Source organism: Mycobacterium sp. Root265 (genome assembly GCF_001428895.1).
Lineage (GTDB): Bacteria > Actinomycetota > Actinomycetes > Mycobacteriales > Mycobacteriaceae > Mycobacterium.
Map to the genome: position 1 here is coordinate 203,251 of NZ_LMJA01000022.1, position 15,885 is coordinate 219,135.

15 protein-coding genes are annotated in these 15,885 nt (G+C 68.2%); 6 read left to right on the forward strand and 9 right to left on the reverse strand.

Annotated features, from left to right (window positions below; genetic code table 11):
* Positions 1-3: 3 nt before the first annotated feature.
* Both ASE48_RS17525 and ASE48_RS17530 read right to left on the reverse strand, forming a co-directional pair.
* Entirely contained in the window at positions 4-1,635 is a 1,632-nt protein-coding gene (locus ASE48_RS17525) for a flavin-containing monooxygenase (RefSeq protein ID WP_057168371.1), read from the reverse strand.
* A 9-nt stretch (positions 1,636-1,644) separates the two neighbouring features.
* Complete coding sequence (locus tag ASE48_RS17530; protein WP_082614256.1) at positions 1,645-2,583, reverse strand: alpha/beta hydrolase; 939 nt, start codon at positions 2,581-2,583, stop codon at positions 1,645-1,647.
* A 181-nt stretch (positions 2,584-2,764) separates the two neighbouring features.
* Between ASE48_RS17530 and ASE48_RS17535 the strand changes: the two genes are divergently transcribed.
* Positions 2,765-3,496 (forward strand): SDR family NAD(P)-dependent oxidoreductase, encoded by a 732-nt coding sequence (locus ASE48_RS17535; protein ID WP_057168372.1) that lies wholly within the window; start codon positions 2,765-2,767, stop codon positions 3,494-3,496.
* Positions 3,497-3,498: 2 nt separating this feature from the next.
* Here ASE48_RS17535 and ASE48_RS17540 read toward each other — a convergent pair whose 3' ends face one another.
* The gene (locus ASE48_RS17540) at positions 3,499-5,223 is read right to left on the reverse strand and encodes a sigma-54-dependent Fis family transcriptional regulator (RefSeq protein ID WP_057168608.1); all 1,725 of its coding nucleotides are present in this window, start codon (positions 5,221-5,223) and stop codon (positions 3,499-3,501) included.
* Positions 5,224-5,386: 163 nt separating this feature from the next.
* Here ASE48_RS17540 and ASE48_RS17545 point away from each other — a divergent pair, with 163 nt between their 5' ends.
* From ASE48_RS17545 to ASE48_RS17560, 4 genes are all read left to right on the forward strand, one after another.
* Positions 5,387-6,895 carry an NAD-dependent succinate-semialdehyde dehydrogenase gene (locus ASE48_RS17545; RefSeq protein WP_057168373.1) on the forward strand — a complete coding sequence of 503 codons (1,509 nt, stop codon included), beginning with the start codon at positions 5,387-5,389 and terminating at the stop codon, positions 6,893-6,895.
* Positions 6,892-8,157, forward strand: a complete 1,266-nt coding sequence (locus tag ASE48_RS17550) for an iron-containing alcohol dehydrogenase (protein WP_057168374.1) — start codon at positions 6,892-6,894, stop codon at positions 8,155-8,157. The genes ASE48_RS17545 and ASE48_RS17550 overlap by 4 nt, the downstream gene beginning before the upstream one ends.
* Entirely contained in the window at positions 8,154-9,065 is a 912-nt protein-coding gene (locus ASE48_RS17555; RefSeq protein ID WP_235571294.1) for a 3-hydroxyacyl-CoA dehydrogenase, read from the forward strand. Before ASE48_RS17550 ends, ASE48_RS17555 begins: the two co-directional genes overlap by 4 nt.
* Positions 9,066-9,128: 63 nt before the next feature.
* The gene (locus ASE48_RS17560; protein ID WP_156409253.1) at positions 9,129-9,719 is read left to right on the forward strand and encodes an Rv1733c family protein; all 591 of its coding nucleotides are present in this window, start codon (positions 9,129-9,131) and stop codon (positions 9,717-9,719) included.
* Between the two features lie 6 nt (positions 9,720-9,725).
* On the opposite strand, the gene ASE48_RS17565 is transcribed toward ASE48_RS17560, so the two are convergent.
* On the reverse strand, positions 9,726-10,292 hold the full coding sequence (locus tag ASE48_RS17565) for a TetR/AcrR family transcriptional regulator (protein WP_057168377.1): 567 nt from the start codon (positions 10,290-10,292) through the stop codon (positions 9,726-9,728).
* Between the two features lie 79 nt (positions 10,293-10,371).
* On the opposite strand from ASE48_RS17565, the gene ASE48_RS17570 reads away from it, so the two are divergent.
* Positions 10,372-11,565, forward strand: coding sequence for an FAD-dependent monooxygenase (locus ASE48_RS17570; RefSeq protein WP_057168378.1), 1,194 nt, complete (start codon positions 10,372-10,374; stop codon positions 11,563-11,565).
* A 7-nt stretch (positions 11,566-11,572) separates the two neighbouring features.
* Here the strand turns inward: ASE48_RS17570 and ASE48_RS17575 are convergent, their stop codons facing one another.
* From ASE48_RS17575 to ASE48_RS17595, 5 genes are read right to left on the reverse strand one after another with little or no spacing between them, the layout of a single operon-like run.
* Positions 11,573-12,403 carry an LLM class F420-dependent oxidoreductase gene (locus ASE48_RS17575; RefSeq protein WP_057168379.1) on the reverse strand — a complete coding sequence of 277 codons (831 nt, stop codon included), beginning with the start codon at positions 12,401-12,403 and terminating at the stop codon, positions 11,573-11,575.
* A 52-nt stretch (positions 12,404-12,455) separates the two neighbouring features.
* Positions 12,456-13,094, reverse strand: coding sequence for a 3-oxoacid CoA-transferase subunit B (locus tag ASE48_RS17580; protein ID WP_057168380.1), 639 nt, complete (start codon positions 13,092-13,094; stop codon positions 12,456-12,458).
* Entirely contained in the window at positions 13,091-13,882 is a 792-nt protein-coding gene (locus ASE48_RS17585; RefSeq protein ID WP_057168381.1) for a CoA transferase subunit A, read from the reverse strand. Before ASE48_RS17585 ends, ASE48_RS17580 begins: the two co-directional genes overlap by 4 nt.
* On the reverse strand, positions 13,879-14,649 hold the full coding sequence (gene pcaD / locus ASE48_RS17590) for a 3-oxoadipate enol-lactonase (RefSeq protein WP_057168382.1): 771 nt from the start codon (positions 14,647-14,649) through the stop codon (positions 13,879-13,881). Before pcaD ends, ASE48_RS17585 begins: the two co-directional genes overlap by 4 nt.
* On the reverse strand, positions 14,646-15,860 hold the full coding sequence (locus tag ASE48_RS17595; protein ID WP_057168383.1) for an acetyl-CoA C-acetyltransferase: 1,215 nt from the start codon (positions 15,858-15,860) through the stop codon (positions 14,646-14,648). The genes pcaD and ASE48_RS17595 overlap by 4 nt, the downstream gene beginning before the upstream one ends.
* Positions 15,861-15,885: the final 25 nt, after the last annotated feature.

Here is a 15,885-nt window from a genome sequence, read left to right on the forward strand (position 1 = left end):
GCGCTAACTCACCGCTTCGGCAACCCGATTCGCCGCCAGCATCGACGAATAACCGGACTCCTCCACCTCCCGGCAGTGATGCTGATAGACCTGGCCACCACCCATGTAGACCAGGAACGCTTCCGGCTTGCCGGGCACGTTCTCGCCGAGGAACCACGCCTTGGCCTTCTTGCCCTCGGTGTACATCACGGTGGCCTTGCCGGTGCGCTCGGTTTCCTGGGCCCACCACTCCTCGGACTCGGGCGTGGCTTCGAAGACGTCGACGCCGTTGTCCCGCGCCCAGCTCAGCGCCCGCTGCAACCATTGCGCGCCGAGCTGGATCGGCACCACCAGGTTGGAGTACGGCGTCTGCGGGCCCAGTGACATGAAGAAGTTCGGGAAGCCGTGCACGCCGATACCCAGGTTCGAGCGCAGCCCGTCGCGGGCCCACCTGTCTCGCAGCGTGATTCCCTCCCGGCCGATGATGTCGATATTGGTCAGGGTGCCGGTCATGGCGTCGAAGCCGGTGGCGAAGATCAGCACGTCGAGTTCGTACTCGGTATCCCCGACGCGCACCCCGTTCGGGGTGATCGCGGTGATCGGTTCCGAGGCGGTGTCGACCAGGCGGACGTGGTCGAGGTTGAACGCGTCGTAGTAGCCGTGGCCGGTGGGCACCCGTTTCCCGTTGAACGAGTATGTCTTCGGGCACAGCAGGTCGGCAGTTGCCGGATCCTTGACGATCTCGCGGATCTTGGACCGGATGAACTCGGCGGCCAGTTCACTGGCCTCGTGATTCACCGCCAGATCGTTGAAGCACTCGTTGGCGAAGTGGAATCCGCCCTCGTTCCACTTCCCCTCGAAGATGGCGCGGCGCTGCTCGTCGGAGACCTCCAGCGCGCTGAACTCTGCCGGCTCCATGGCCACCCCGAACGGGTGATTCGCGGCCTTCTCATAGATCGCGTCGTAGTTGTCGCGCAGCCAGGTCATGTCCTCGGCGGTGACGGCGTCGTTGCTCGTTTCCACCACGAAGTTGGGGGTGCGCTGGAACACCACGAATTCGTCTACCTGCGGCGCGATCTCGGGAACGATCTGGATTCCCGAGGCGCCCAGTCCGATCAGGCCCACGCGTTTTCCGGCCAGGTCCACGCCCTCGCGTGGCCAGTGCGCGGTGTGGTACTTCTGCCCGGCGAAGGTGTCGATGCCCGGGATGTCGGGGTAGATCGCCTGGGACAGCACACCCATGCCGCTGATGAGGTACTTGGCGGTCACGGGTGCGCCGCCTTCGATCTGCACGGTCCAGGTGTTGGTGTCCTCGTCGTAGCGCGCGGACTGCACCCGGGTGTTGAGCCGGATGTCGCGGCGCAGGTCGAGGCGGTCTGCGACAAAGTTGAGATAGGCCAGCACCTCTCGTCCCGCGGGGTAGCGCTGCGTCCAGGACCACTCCTCGCGCACCTCCTTGGAGAAGGAGAAGGAGTAGTAGCTGTATTCACTGTCGGTGCGGACCCCGGGATAGCGGTTGGCCAGCCAGGTGCCCCCGACGCCGTCCTGGGCGTCGAGAACCACAGTGTCCAAGCCGATCTCGCGCAGATGGTGCAGGATCGCCAGGCCGGAGAAGCCGGCCCCGATCACGATGGCGTCATGCGTTTCGATAATCATGCTGAACTCCTAGACGGATTCGGTGGTGCGCTGATGGGCGTTGGCGGTGCGGCGGGCGTGGTACCAGCCGGCCATCGTCGCGATGGCCGCGTCGGCGGCGTCGTGCTGTCCGGCTTGCAACGGGAAGACGTGCTGCTGACCGGTCGCCACGTCGAAGGTGACGTCGACGCCGGCATCCCGCACCAGCGTGTGCAGCCGGGTGGCGTCGGCGTACAGCGATTCGATATCGGCCGCGGTGATGTAGAGCGACGGGAATCCGGTGAAATCGGCGTGCAGCGGGTTCACCAGCGGATCGGTCGGGTCGGCACCGCCGCAGAGATAGCGGTCGATGTTGCCCTGCAACCCTTCTCGGGTGATCAGGAAATCGGTGGCATCGTTGGTCACCAGCGTCTTGCCGGTGTTCTCCATGTCCAGCCACGGCGAGATCGTCATCACCAGCCCGGGTGTGCGCTGCCCGTCGCGCAGCATGCGCAGGGTGGTGGCGATGGCGATGTTGGCACCCGCACTGTCCCCGACGAAGGTGATGTCGGTCGGGTCGGTGCCGTCCTGGACGAGCGCCTGGAACACCGCGGTGGCATCGTCGAGCTGGGCGGGGTACGGGTGCTCCGGGGCGCGCCGGAAATCGGCGACGAACGCGGTGGCGCCGAAGGCACTCGCCACGTGGCCGGCGAACTTGCGGTGGCTGGCCGACGAGCCCAGAGCGAATCCGCCGCCGTGTAGGAACACCAGCACCTGTGCCGGATCGGCTGTCAGTGGCCGGACGAGAATGCCGGGCACACCACCGATCTCGGTGGTCTTGTAGGTGACATCCTCGGGTTCGGTGGTCACCCGCTGCCAGTCCTCGAACAGCCACCGCATCAACCGCAGCGACATCTCGGGATTGGCAATGAACTCCTCGGTCCACTCGGCGTAGATGCGGCCCAGTGGGTCCGTCGGTTGGGGCGTCATGGGTTCTCCTGATCTGGTCAGCAGCGGCTGTGACCTGCCGCACTGCAGCCAGTCTGTGGTCGGTCGAGACACTCCTTTCCGGGTGTCGCAAATTGACGCACTGCTGTCTCACCGTGACGCAGGTCACTGCGACACCGGGGGCGCGCGACAGGCTTCAGACACCTACTCACAGGAGAAGCTCATGAACCGTCTGCACGACAAGGTCGCCCTGGTCACCGGCTCCTGCCGGGGTATCGGGCACGCCATCGCGGAGGCCTTCGCCCGGGAGGGCGCCACCACCATCGCGACCGGGCGGTCCAAGACCGACGAGGCGTTCGGCCCGCGTTCGGCGGGTATCGATTACCGCCAGCTCGATGTGGCCTCCGAAGAGGACTGGACGACCGTGATCGACGACGTACTCGACCGCTACGGCCGTATCGACGTGCTGGCCAACAACGCCGGCATCATCGCCTACCAGTCACTGCACGAACTGAGCGTGGCCGAATGGGAACGGGTCATCGCCACCAACCAGACGGGCACCTTCCTGGGGATGCGCTCGGTGATCCCGCACATGGTGAGCCGGCGAAGCGGATCGATCATCAATGTGTCCTCGATCTGGGGCAACGCCGCTGTGGCCGGCGCGCATGCCTACCACGCCACCAAGGGCGCGGTGCGCAACATGTCCAAGAGCGCGGCGATCAGCTACGCCAAGGACAACGTCCGGGTCAACTCGGTGCACCCGGGGTTCATCAAGACCCCGCTGACCGACTCGCAGGAAGCCGAGATCAACGAGTTCGTGGTGGCGCAGACGCCGATGGGGCGTGCCGGTCTGCCGGAGGAGATCGCCCACGGTGTGGTGTTCCTGGCCTCGGACGAATCGAGTTTCGTCACCGGCTCCGAGCTGGTGATCGACGGCGGTTACCTGGCGCAGTAATGTTATCCAGATAAATTGTAGGTCTTGAGCTTTCGGTGGATCGTGGCCCGCGAGACACCGAGCAGCTCGGCCGCCCTGGACCGGTTTCCGCCGGCCTCCTGTAGTGCGCGGCGGATGGTCTCCATCTCGGTGCGTTCGATCATCGACCAGGAGCGGTGCGCCCGCAGCGAATCGGGCAGCTGGTCGAGTTGCACCACGCCGCGGCTGCCCTCCCCCACCAGCTGTCCCACCAGCGTGCGGAGTTCGGCGAGATTGCCCGACCAGCCCGCGGCCTCCAGTGCCCGGCGGGCATCATCGCTGACCGTCAGGCGCAGACCCGGTGATCGTTGTGCGACAAAGGCATTCCACAGCGACGCGATGTCCGCGGTGCGCTCCCGCAGTGGTGGCACCCACACCATCGCCACACCGAGCCGGGTGGCGGCCGCCTCGGCATCGGCCTGGGTGGGCGCCGTCGCCGTCATCAGGATGGACCCGTGGCCGCTGTCGGTGTCGATCAGGCCGCGCAGCGCGGCCAGCGCCTGCGCGTCGAGGTTCTCCACCCCGCGCACCACGACCCGGGACGACCCGGTGACGGCATCGGAGAGTTCCTGCAACCAGACCTGATCGCCGACGATCTGTCGCTGCGCGGTGTGCACCACCGTCACATCGTCGTGCACCGCACCAGGCCGGTACGGACGGCCCAGTGCCAGCGAGGTTTTCCCGGTACCGGGCTCCCCGGCGATCAGCAGCGCGGTGCGGGCGGCGATGTGCCTGCTGACATGATGCGCCGCCGTCAGCCACGACTTCGTCTGCCCCACAAGACCGCCGGGCGACGGACGGCCGTGCGCGAGGCTCACCCGCGGCGCCGGCCGCAGCGCGGCAACCACCCCGGCGCCGCCGTCGAGCACGCTGGCGTCGATGGCGGTGGTACCCACCGACAGTTCGGCGGTCAGGCGGGCATCGTGGCGCAGTCCCGCGGTCAGGTGCCCGATCAGGTCGACGTCGGTCTGGGTCAGCTCCCCCGCCCGGCGGCTGCGCATCGTCAACCCGTCGGGGCCGAACGCCACCACCGGTCCATCATGTCGCGCGGAGCCGTCGAGGAACGCCGCCAGGATGGCCCGCGATCCGGGCTGGGCGACGTCGAGCACGTGCTGTTGAAGTTGCGCGGCAAGTGAATTCGTCAGCGGCAGCAGCAGGCCGCTGCGCTCGTCGATCTTCGTCGACATGGTGACCGCGGCCAGCAGCTTCCCGGTGATGGGATGCCACACCGGCGCGCCCGTGCACAGGGCGTTGGAATAGACGTCGGCGAAATGCTCGGCACCCTCGATCAGCACGCTCTTCCCCGAGGCCAGGGCGGTACCCACCCCGTTGGTGCCGACGGCATCCTCGGCCAGCACCGCACCGCGGACGGTGCCCAGCCGGTCCAGCTGGTTCATCGCCGATGAGTCCAGCGACCACCGCTGCACGATGCGGCCCTGCGCGTCGGCGAGCAACAGACCCATGCCCGACCCGGCGAGGTCCTCGGCGGCGCGGGCCATCGGCGCCTGGAACATCTCCAGCAGATGGTTGTCGATCAGTTCCTCGTCGACGCGGGGCACATCGCGGACATTGGCCGGGGCGCCCAGCGCGCTCTTGGACCGGCGCCACGATTCGAGCAGGTCCGGTGGCACCGCGAGATCCGGGTCGGACGCGGTCAGGAACTGCGCACGAAGCTCCTCGAGCCTCGATCCGGTGGGCCGTGCCGACACGAACAACTCCTTGCGTCACGCATTCGGGGCGTCGCCGGCGAATGCGATCTGGATCACAAAATCTTAGCCCTGATCCTGCGGCCGATCGGCGCCATGCCCGCGGACTGTCTCAAAAAGATGCAGTCGTATCCGGGGTCACATGTGCGCCCTAGCGTGATGCAGCATGACAACGACGCTGGCAAAACCCTCTGCGACACCCTCCGGGACGGCGCTGGTGCACGGCCACCGCGTCCCCACCGGACTGTTCATCGGTGGCCGCTGGCACAGCACCGACGACACCTTCGCCGTGCTCGACCCGGCCACCGGGGAGCAGATCGCGACCATGTCCGACGGCGGCGCCCTGGACGCGGAGGCCGCGCTGGACGCGGCGGCGGACGCGCAGCAGCAGTGGCGCCGTGTCGCCCCGCGGATGCGGGCAGAGTTGTTCGGTCACGCCCACCGGCTGCTGCTGACGCGCGCCGAGGAGTTCGCCGACGTGATGACCGCCGAGAGTGGCAAGCCGCTGGCCGAGTCGCACGCCGAGTTCGCGCTGTCCGCGGAGTTCTTCCTCTGGTACACCGAGCAGATCGCGCACCTGCACGGCAGCTACGCGCCGTCGTCGCACGGCGGCTACCGGGTGATCACCACCCACCAGCCGGTCGGGCCCGCGCTGCTGATCACCCCGTGGAACTTCCCGATGCTGATGATCGCCCGCAAGGCCGGTGCGGCGCTGGCCGCCGGCTGCCCGGTGATCGTCAAGTCCGCCAAGGAGACTCCGCTGACGTGCGCGCTGTTCGTCGAAACCCTGCGCGAGGCCGGCTTTCCCGACGGTGTGGTCAACCTGATCCACACTACGGAATCGGCCGCGGTCTCGGCGGCGCTGATGGCCGATGACCGGTTGCGCAAGGTGAGTTTCACCGGGTCCACCGGGGTGGGTGCCACCCTGCTGGAACAGGCCGCCCCGGGCATCATCAACACCTCGATGGAACTCGGCGGGGACGGCCCGTTCATCGTCCTGGACGACGCCGATATCGAACTCGCGGCGCAGCAGGCCGTAGTGAGCAAGTTCCGCAACGCCGGGCAGGCCTGCGTGGCAGCCAACCGGATCATCGTGCACAGTGCGGTGGCCGAGGAGTTCACCGCGCGGTTCGTCGAACTCACCAGGGAGCTCACGGTCGGCAACGGTTTCGAACCCGGTGTGGACGTCGGGCCGATCATCTCCGAGCGGCAACGCGACACCGTCGTCGATTTGGTCGAGACGCTGCAGGCCACCGGCGCCGAACTGCTCGTCGGCGGAGGTGCCCGTCCGGGCGCCGGGTACTTCTTCGAACCCACCGTGTTCCGGGTGCACAACCGCCCCGAGGAGCTCTGCAGCAGAGAACTTTTCGCGCCCGTTGCGACCATCTACCAGGTGGACTCGACCGCCGAGGCGATCGCCTTCGCCAACGACACCAAGTACGGGTTAGCCGCCTACGTGTTCACCAGGGATCTGTCGCGGGCCGTCGCGGTCGGCGAGCGGCTGGACTTCGGCATGGTCGGCGTGAACCGCGGCATCATGGCCGACCCGGCGGCGGCGTTCGGCGGCGTGAAGGCTTCCGGGCTCGGCCGCGAGGGCGGGCACGACGCCATCTACGACTACCTGGAGCCCAAGTACCTGGCCGTCACCGTCAACGAGGAAGAGGGCCTGTCATGACCGCCACCTTCGCTTCACCGGTGCACACCGCCAATGAACTGGGCGTCGGGCTGCTGCGTCAGCCGTCGATGGTGCTGTTCGGTCCGGGACAGCGCCGGCAGATCGCCCGGGTGGTGCGGGGTCTCGCCGAGCGTGTCCTGATGGTCACCGACGCCCGGATGGCGGCCAGCGCGGAGTTCGTGCGGATTGTGGAAGAGATTCAGCAACAGGGTGTTTCGGTGTTGGTGTACGACGGGACCGAGCCGGATCTACCGCGCCGCAACGTGGTGGACGTGGTCGAGCGTTTCGGCGGCAGTGCCATCGAAGCCATCGTCGGTATCGGCGGCGGATCGTGCATGGATCTGGCCAAGGTCGCCTCGGTGGTGCTCCGGCATGGCGGTGACGTGCGCGACTATTACGGGCAGTTCCTGGTGCCGGGGCCCGGCATACCGGTCATCACCGTCCCCACCACCGGGGGCACCGGAGCCGAAGTCACCTGTATCTCGGTGGTTTTCGACGAGGAGCAGGGCATGAAGGTCGGTGTCGCCAGCCCGCACCTGGAAGCCCACGCCGCGATCATCGACCCCGAACTGACGCTGACCTGCCCGGCCGGGCTGACCGCGGCGTCCGGCGCGGACGCGCTGTCGCACCTGATCGAATCCTTCACCGGCAGGGCGAAGAACCCGGATGCCGACCAGCTGGCCGGCACCTTGTACGCCGGCAAGAATGTGCTGGCCGATGTGTACGCCCGCACCGGTCTTGCGCTGCTGAACAACTCGCTGCCCGCGGTGGCCGCCGATCCGTCCGATCTGGCGGCGCGCTCGGACACCCTGTTCGGTGCGTACTGCGCCGGGATGGCCATCAACACCGCGGGCACCGCCGGGGCGCACGCGATCCAGTCCCCGATCGGCGGCCTCACCCACACCCCGCACGGTTTCGGTATCAGCGCGCTGCTGCCCTATGTGATGCGCTACAACCTGCCGACCCGCATCCCGGAGTTCGCCGAGATCGGCCGCATCCTGGGCGCGTCGGATGCATCGGATCCCCTGGAAATCCAGGCCCGGTCGGCGATCCTGCGGATCGAGACGATCTTGGAGACCCTGGGTGCCCCGCTCGATCTGCGCTCCCTGGGGCTGGAGCCCAAGGATTTCGGGTTCGTCGCCAAGCAGGCCATGCTGGCCACCCGGTTGACCGCCAACAATCCCCGCGACCTGTCTGCCGAGTCGGTGGTGTCGATCCTGGAACGCGGCTATGACGGCGACCGGAGCTGGTGGCAGCTGTGAGGGTGGCCGTACTCGGTGCGGGCTCCATCGGGGTGTCGTTCGCGATCCTGTTCGCCTGCCGCGGTGTTGACGTCGCGGTATTTGACCCGTTCGAGGACGCGCTGCCGCGGGCGGCCGCCGATCTTCGCGAACGCCTCAAGCAACTGGACCTGGCCGACCCCGCCGCCATCGAAGCGCGGGTGCGGTTGACCACCGATCTGGAGGATGCACTCGCGGGCGCGACATTCGTGCAGGAGTGCGCCCCCGAACGCGTCGACCTCAAACAGGACCTGTTGGTGCAGGCCGCCGTTGGGACGCCTGCGGAGGTGCCGCTGGCCAGTTCCAGTTCGGCGATCGTGCCGAGCCGACTGGCCGAGGGGCTCGACGTCTCGGTGGCAGCACGGATTCTGGTCGGCCATCCCGGCAACCCGCCGTACCTGTTGCCGGTCATCGAGGTGGTGCCGTCCGCGGTCACCGCCGAGGCGATCATCGGGCGCGCCACCGAGATCTACCGGTCGGCCGGTCTGCGACCGGTGCTGGTGCGCCGCGAGGTGGAGGGGTTCCTGTTCAACCGCCTGCAGGGTGCGCTGTTGCGCGAGGCGTACTGCCTGGTGCGCGACGGGGTGGCGACCGTCGACGACATCGACGAGGTGGTGCGCAGTGGGCTGGGTTTGCGCTGGAGCTTCATCGGGCCGTTCGAGACGGCCGATCTGAACACCCGCGGTGGTATCGAATCGCATGCCGCGAAGATGGGCCCCGCCTACGCGCGCATGGGGGCCGAACGCGGGCAGCATGACCCGTGGACACCGGACCTGATTGCCGAGGTCACGGCACAGCGCCGGGCGTTGCTCGACCTCGAGGATTGGGATGAACGGGTGCGCTGGCGGGACCGACAGTTGATCCGGATGCGCGCACAGAACGCGGTGTGATATCCATCGCCTCGCACCCGTCTGGCTTTGCAGACCGTCACCGCCGGTGTCACGCTGGATGCAATGTATGCACGGTTAGCTGGACGACTTCGCTGGTACCTGCGTGCGCTCGGATTCCACCCGCTGGTCCGCATGGTCGACCGGCTGGAAGCGCTCGCAGTGCTCGGCGTGGTCGTCGTCGCACTCTTCGCCATCCCCGCCGCGGTGTCCGCGGGCACGGTGGTGCGCGACGCGGGCGTGCGCACGGCCGAGCAGCAGGCTCAGACCCGGCATTCAGTGCAGGCGGTCGTGGTGGCCGGTGTGGGTGCTCCCACCGAACTGGACACCCCCGCCTATGTGCGCGCCCAGTGGCGCGAGGGAACCCAGGTGCGCACCGAGTCGGTCGTCAGCCCCGCGACCATCCGCCCGGGCGATCACATGAAGGTCTGGCTGGACGAGAGCGGAAAGGTGGTCGCGGCGCCGCTGCGGGCCGACGATGCCGCGGTGACCGCCACGGCCGCCGCGGTGTCCTTCTGGATCAGCATCGTGATGTGCGGCGCACTCGTGGCCTATCTCATCCGCCGCGGACTGGACCGCTCTCGCCACCGCGCGTGGGACCGCGAACTACTCCTGTTGGCGCACAACGACGACGGCTGGGCCAACCGGCGCAACTGAGCCGAATCAGCGTGGCGACATCGCCGCAGCGATGACCAGTTCGGCCGCCGCGTCGACGCGACCCTTGTCGCCGGTGACGAGACCGTCCTGACACAGACCCCGTAATCCGGACACGACCAACGAGGCACGCACCTCAGCGTCGCGCTTCGGGTATCCCAGGCCGGCCAGTGCCCGGGCGATCGGATCGAGCATGATCGTCACCGCTTGGTCGGCGTAAGGCTGATAGGTGTCGGGATCCGTGACGGCCAGACTCAGCACCTGCAGCATCAAGCCGACGGTCCGGCGTTGCGCGCCACGGGTGATGGCCCGCCACAATGACCGCGCCGCCGCCACGAACTCGGCCTCGGTGCTGATGCCGTCGAACATCCCGCCGACATCGGGCCTGCTGGCGTTCAACGCCTGGGCCAGCAGTTCGCCGCGGTCGCCGAAGTAATACAGCAGCATTCGCTTGCTGGTACCCAGCGCCTCGGCCATCGGGGCCAGCGACATGTCCGCCACGCCATGTTCCTGCAGGTAGCCGATGACGCCGTCGAGCAGCTCGGCACGTTTGGCGGGATCGGCGGTGCGCGGCATCACTTGAATGTACCGAGCGGTACGCGTACGGTCAATTATGTGCCGATCGGTACATAATTGAGTTCAGGGAGGTCAGGTCATGAACGACAAGCGAGCGCTTCGGGTGGCGATCGTCGGAGCCGGTATCGGCGGGTTGACCGCCGCCATCGCACTGCGTGCCCACGGGGTCGACGCGCACGTGTATGAGAAAGCCTCCGAACTCAAAGCCTTGGGCGCCGGAGTGTCCATCGCCCCCAACGGATCCCGCGTGCTCACCCGCCTCGGGCTCGGCGAACAGCTGAGGGCGATCGCCGGCCCGCTCTCGCACTACGTGTTCCGTACCTGGCAGGGCGAGCCGATCGCCGGAGAACCGTCGACCTTGTCGTTCGGCGACCCTGCGCACACCTGGTTTCTGCACCGCGCCGAATTCCAGCGCGTGCTCTGCGACGCTCTGCCCACCGGAGCGATCACCTTCGGGCACCCTGTGGTCAGCGCCACCGAGGATCCCGACGGCGTCACCGTCCGGTTCGCCGACGGCAGCACCGTCGAGACCGACCTGCTGGTTGCCGCCGACGGTATCCACTCCGCGCTCCAAGGCGTGGTCAGCGCGCCGGCGAAGCCGGTGAGCGAGGGAATCATGGCTTACCGCGGGCTCATTCCCGCCGATCGACTCTCCGGGATAGCCCCCGTGGGCGATCTCGACGTCAGCGGGATGTGGATGGGTCCCGAGCGCAGCTTCCTGGTTTATCCGGTGTCGGCGGGCCGTCTGCTCAACGTGGTGGCCTTCGTGCCCACCGACCTGGAGGTGCTGGAGTCGTGGACTGCGCCAGGTGATGTGCGCGAGCTGGCGGCCGCCTACCGGGGGTGGGATCAACCCGTCCTGGACATCATCGGCGCGATGGATGAGACGTTCCGCTGGGGGATCTATGACCGCGCCCCGCTTTCGCAGTGGTCGAGCGAACGCGTCACCCTGCTGGGCGATTCCGCTCACGCAGTCGTGCCCCATCTCGGTCAGGGCGCCAACCAGGCCATCGAGGACGCCATGACCCTTGCGGTCCTACTGGACGACTGCGGCCCCGCCGACGTGCCGTCCCGGTTGCGGATCTACCAGGAGCTCCGGATGATCCGCACCCGGCAGGTCCGCGACGGTGCGCGGGAGGCCGGACGCACCTACCGGTCGAATGATCTGGCCGCATCAGCGCGGGCCGCGAAGATCGACGCCATCTTCGCCGGTATCGCGGTGAACACCTACGACGCCGAGCAGGTCGCCCGGCAGGCGCTGGCCGCGGTGTAGCGGACGGTCAGCCGCGATACTGCGCGACGGCAGCCGCGTACTCGTCGAGCAGCCGCAGCGATTCATCGCGCGGCACGCTGGGCAGGATCAGCGCCACCTGCCCGAACCCGAGTTTCTCGACAGCGCTCCAGTACTGGGCGTCCACCGGCGTCCCGAACATCGCCAACGGAACGTCGTGTCCCGCGCCCTCTTTCAGCTGCCCGATGCGCCGGGCCAGTTGATCCTCCGGGAACGGGTTGGAGATCCATCCCGCGCCGTGTCGGATGATCCGTTTCACCGTGGCATCGGAGTTGCCGCCGATGTAGATGGGCGGGTGCGGCTTCTGCACCGGCTTCGGCCGCAGATGAGTCGGATCGAAATCGACGTATTTGCCGTGATATTCGGCCGGCTCACCGGTCCAGAGCGCCTTGATGGCCTCGATGCGCTCGTCCAGCAGCGCGCCGCGAGTTTTCGGATCGGTGCCGTGGTTGCGCAATTCTTCGAGGTTCCAGCCGGCGCCGACACCGAAGACGAACCGGCCACCGGAGATGAGGTCGATGCTGGCCGCCTCTTTCGCGGTGATGATCGGGTCACGCTGAATGAGCAGGGCGATCCCGGTGAACAGTTCGATCTTGGATGTGACGGCGGCCGCGGCGGCCAGCGTGACGAAGGGGTCGAGCGTCTTGTAGTACTGATCGGGCAGCTCGCCACCACCCGGATACGCGGACTCCCGGCTGGCCGGGATGTTGGTGTGTTCGGCGATGACCAGCGAGTGGAAATCCCGCTCTTCGATGGCAGTTGCCAGCGATACCGGGTCGATGCCGTCGTCGGTCACAAAGGTGGAGATGCCGAACTTCATGGTGTGCCTCTCGTAGCCAGTCTTCCCCGGGACAACCCTGGCCGGGATCGCGCTATTCCACTGCGTCGATGACCGGGGCACCGGTCCGCGCGACCACCTCGTCGAGATCGACCTCGTCGGCGAGTTCGACCACCGCGAACCCGGTGCCGGTCACGTCGAAGACCCCCAACTCGGTGATGACCCGGCTGACCACCGCTTTACCGGTCAACGGCAGGTCGCAGTGCAGAACCAGTTTGGCGGCACCGGATTTGGCGGTGTGGTCCATCAGCACGATGACGCGTTCGGCGCCGCTGACCAGATCCATTGCGCCACCCATGCCCTTGACCATGGATCCCGGCACCATCCAGTTGGCCAGGTCGCCGTTGGCGGCGACCTGCATGCCACCGAGCACCGCGACGTCGACGTGTCCGCCGCGGATCATCGCGAAGCTGGTGGCCGAGTCGAAGTAGGACGCGCCGTCCACCACCGAGACGGTCTGCTTGCCGGCGTTGACCAGATCCGGGTCCACCTCGTCGTCATAGGGGAACGGGCCGACGCCCAGGATGCCATTCTCGGCGTGCAGCGTGACATCGGAGCCCTCGGGCAGGTGGTCGGGGATCAGTGTGGGCAGACCGATCCCGAGGTTGACGTAGTCACCGTCGCGCAGTTCCAGCGCCGCGCGGGCGGCCATCTGGTCACGGGTCCAGCTCATGATGAAACCTCCTGCTGATCGGTCGGCCGTGGGCGGGTGGTGCGTTTCTCGATCTCCTTGCGGGAGGCCTGCTCCGGGGTGAGTTCGACGACGCGCTGGACGAAGATTCCTGCCAGGTGGATCTCGTCGGGATGCAGCTCGCCGACCTCGACCACCCGTTCGGCCTCGACCACGGTGAGGCGCCCCGCCATGGCGGCGGGAGGATTGAAATTCCTTGCCGCCGCGTGGAACACGCAGTTTCCGGCCTTGTCGGCGACCGCCGCGCGGATCAGCGCGTAGTCGGTGACGATCGACTCTTCGAGCAGCATCTGCCGCCCGCCGAAGGTGCGCACCTCCTTCGGGGGCGAGGCCAGTGCCACGCTTCCGTCCGGGTGATAGCGCCAGGGCAGGCCGCCGTCGGCCACCAGGGTGCCGACCCCGGTCGGGGTGAAGAATGCGCCGATTCCGCTGCCGCCGGCGCGCATCCGCTCGGCGAGGGTGCCCTGCGGGGTCAGCTCGACGGTCAGTTCACCGGACAGGTACTGCCGCGCGAACTCCTTGTTCTCCCCGACGTAGGAGGCGATCACGCGGGTGATGCGGTGCGCCTCCAACAGCAGGCCCAGGCCGGCACCGTCGACGCCGCAGTTGTTGCTGACGATCGTCAGGTCACCGGCCCCCTGGGAGAGCAGCGCGTCGATCAGGAACCAGGGGATGCCGGCCAACCCGAATCCGCCGACCGCCAGGCTGGCGCCGTGTGGGATGTCGGCCACCGCTTCTGCGGGGGATGCCACGAGCTTGTTCAATGTCATTGCTGCTCCAGGTGTTCGATGAGCGCGGGGGTGATGGTGGCGGGCTGCTCGGCGTTGGCCAGATGGGCGGCCTGCGGCACGGTCAGCAGGCGCGACCCGGGGATCCGGGCGACGATCTCCTCCAGCTTGGCCGGCGGCGTCGCGGGATCGTCCGCGCCGGCGATGGCGAGGGTGGGCGCGGTGATGGTGGAAAGCTGTTCGCGCAGATCGAGTGCGGCGATGGCTTCACAGCACGCCGCGTAGCCTTCGGCCGACGTGTCCGCGACCATCTGCTCGTGTGCGCTGCGCACGTCGGGGCGCGCGTCCAGGTAGGCCGGGGTGAACCAGCGCTGCACGACGGCGGCGGCCACCGCCGCGCTGCCCTGCGCGCGGACGATCGCGGCGCGGTCGGTCCACGCCGACGCCGGGGGCAGCTGCGCCCCGGTGCACAGCAGCGCAAGCCGTTGCACCCGTTCCGGATTGCGGATCGCCACCCGCATGACGGTCATCCCGCCGAGCGACAAGCCGACCAGATGGGCCTTGGCGATGCCGAGCCGATCGAGCAGCGCCACGAGATCATCGGCCAGATCGTCGATCAGGTACGGGCCCGCGGGCACCGGCGATCCGCCGTGGCCGCGGGTGTCATAGCGCACCACCCGGAAGCGCTGCTCCAGTTCGGCGAGCTGGGCGTCCCACATGTGGTGGGTGGAGCCCAGCGAGTTGGACAACACGACCGCCGGGGCCTCGGCGCGTCCCGAGACGACGGCGTGTACGTCGATGGCGCTCATCGGAGGGCCTCGAAAACCGCTGCCAGGCCCTGTCCGCCACCGATGCACATGGTTTCGAGCACCGTTCGTGCGCCGCGGCGGCGTGCCTCGTGCGCGACGGTGGCCAGGATGCGCGCACCGGTCGCGCCGACCGGATGGCCCAACGAGATCCCGGATCCGTTCGGGTTCAGGCGATCATCGAGCGGATCGACCTTCCATTCGGCCAGCACCGCCAGCACCTGCGCGGCGAACGCCTCGTTGAGTTCGATCAAGTCGATCTCGTCGAGGGTGAGGCCCGCGCGCTGCAGCGCGGCGGCGGTCGCGGCCACCGGCCCGATGCCCATGGTTTCCGGCCGGCAGCCCGTTACCGCCCATGACCGCAGCGCCAGCATCGGGGTGAGCCCGAGGCGCTCGGCTTCGGCGGCGGTGGTGACGACACACAATGCCGCACCGTCATTCTGGCCGGACGCATTGCCGGCGGTGACGGTCGAGTCGGCGTCGATCTTGGTACGCACGGCGCGTAGTGCCGCCAGCTTCTCGACGCTGACGTCGGTGCGCGGGTGTTCGTCGCGGTCGACGATGACGTCGGGGCGGCCGCGCGTGCCGGTGATCGTCACCGGTACCAGTTCCTCGGCGAAACGCCCCTGCTCATGGGCGGCGATCGCCCGCTGATGCGAACGCACTGCCAGTTCGTCCTGCTCGGCGCGGCCGATGCCGTAGTGGCGGCGCAGGTTCTCCGCGGTCTCGATCATCCCGCCCGCGATCGGATGGTCGGCGCCACCGGCGGTTTCGCGGGCCCGGTCCAGCCGGTCCAGCAGCGCCACCCCGCCCTGGCGGACACCGGTGCGCAGACCCAGCGCGTAGTGCTCGACATTGGACATCGATTCCGCGCCACCGGCGACCACCACGCGCGCCGCGCCGGTGGCGACCTGACCGGCGGCGTAGAGCACGGCCTGCAGACCGGAGCCGCAGCGGCGGTCGATCTGCAGCCCCGGAACCCCGGTGCCGAGGCCGGCATCCAGTGCGGCGATGCGGCCGATGGCCGGGGCCTCCCCGCTCGGGTAGCCGTGCCCGAGGACGACATCGTCGACATCGCCTTCACCGAGGCCGGTCCGTTCGACGAGCGCGCGCAGGGTGAGGGTGGCCAGGTCGGCGGCCGTCAACGCCGACAGGGCACCGCCCATGCGTCCCACCGGGGTGCGCAGTGGATTGCAGATCACGATGTCGGTCATTCCTCGACCGTAGGCCGCGCAAGAG

Excerpts from the sequence above, each read along its gene's own strand:
- ASE48_RS17525 (WP_057168371.1), bottom strand. The coding sequence starts at position 1,635 with ATGATTATCGAAACGCATGACGCCATCGTGATCGGGGCCGGCTTCTCC.
- ASE48_RS17530 (WP_082614256.1), bottom strand. The coding sequence starts at position 2,583 with ATGACGCCCCAACCGACGGACCCACTGGGCCGCATCTACGCCGAGTGG.
- ASE48_RS17535 (WP_057168372.1), top strand. The coding sequence starts at position 2,765 with ATGAACCGTCTGCACGACAAGGTCGCCCTGGTCACCGGCTCCTGCCGG.
- ASE48_RS17545 (WP_057168373.1), top strand. The coding sequence starts at position 5,387 with ATGACAACGACGCTGGCAAAACCCTCTGCGACACCCTCCGGGACGGCG.
- ASE48_RS17550 (WP_057168374.1), top strand. The coding sequence starts at position 6,892 with ATGACCGCCACCTTCGCTTCACCGGTGCACACCGCCAATGAACTGGGC.
- ASE48_RS17560 (WP_156409253.1), top strand. The coding sequence starts at position 9,129 with ATGTATGCACGGTTAGCTGGACGACTTCGCTGGTACCTGCGTGCGCTC.
- ASE48_RS17565 (WP_057168377.1), bottom strand. The coding sequence starts at position 10,292 with ATGCCGCGCACCGCCGATCCCGCCAAACGTGCCGAGCTGCTCGACGGC.
- ASE48_RS17570 (WP_057168378.1), top strand. The coding sequence starts at position 10,372 with ATGAACGACAAGCGAGCGCTTCGGGTGGCGATCGTCGGAGCCGGTATC.
- ASE48_RS17575 (WP_057168379.1), bottom strand. The coding sequence starts at position 12,403 with ATGAAGTTCGGCATCTCCACCTTTGTGACCGACGACGGCATCGACCCG.
- ASE48_RS17580 (WP_057168380.1), bottom strand. The coding sequence starts at position 13,094 with ATGAGCTGGACCCGTGACCAGATGGCCGCCCGCGCGGCGCTGGAACTG.
- ASE48_RS17585 (WP_057168381.1), bottom strand. The coding sequence starts at position 13,882 with ATGACATTGAACAAGCTCGTGGCATCCCCCGCAGAAGCGGTGGCCGAC.
- pcaD (WP_057168382.1), bottom strand. The coding sequence starts at position 14,649 with ATGAGCGCCATCGACGTACACGCCGTCGTCTCGGGACGCGCCGAGGCC.
- ASE48_RS17595 (WP_057168383.1), bottom strand. The coding sequence starts at position 15,860 with ATGACCGACATCGTGATCTGCAATCCACTGCGCACCCCGGTGGGACGC.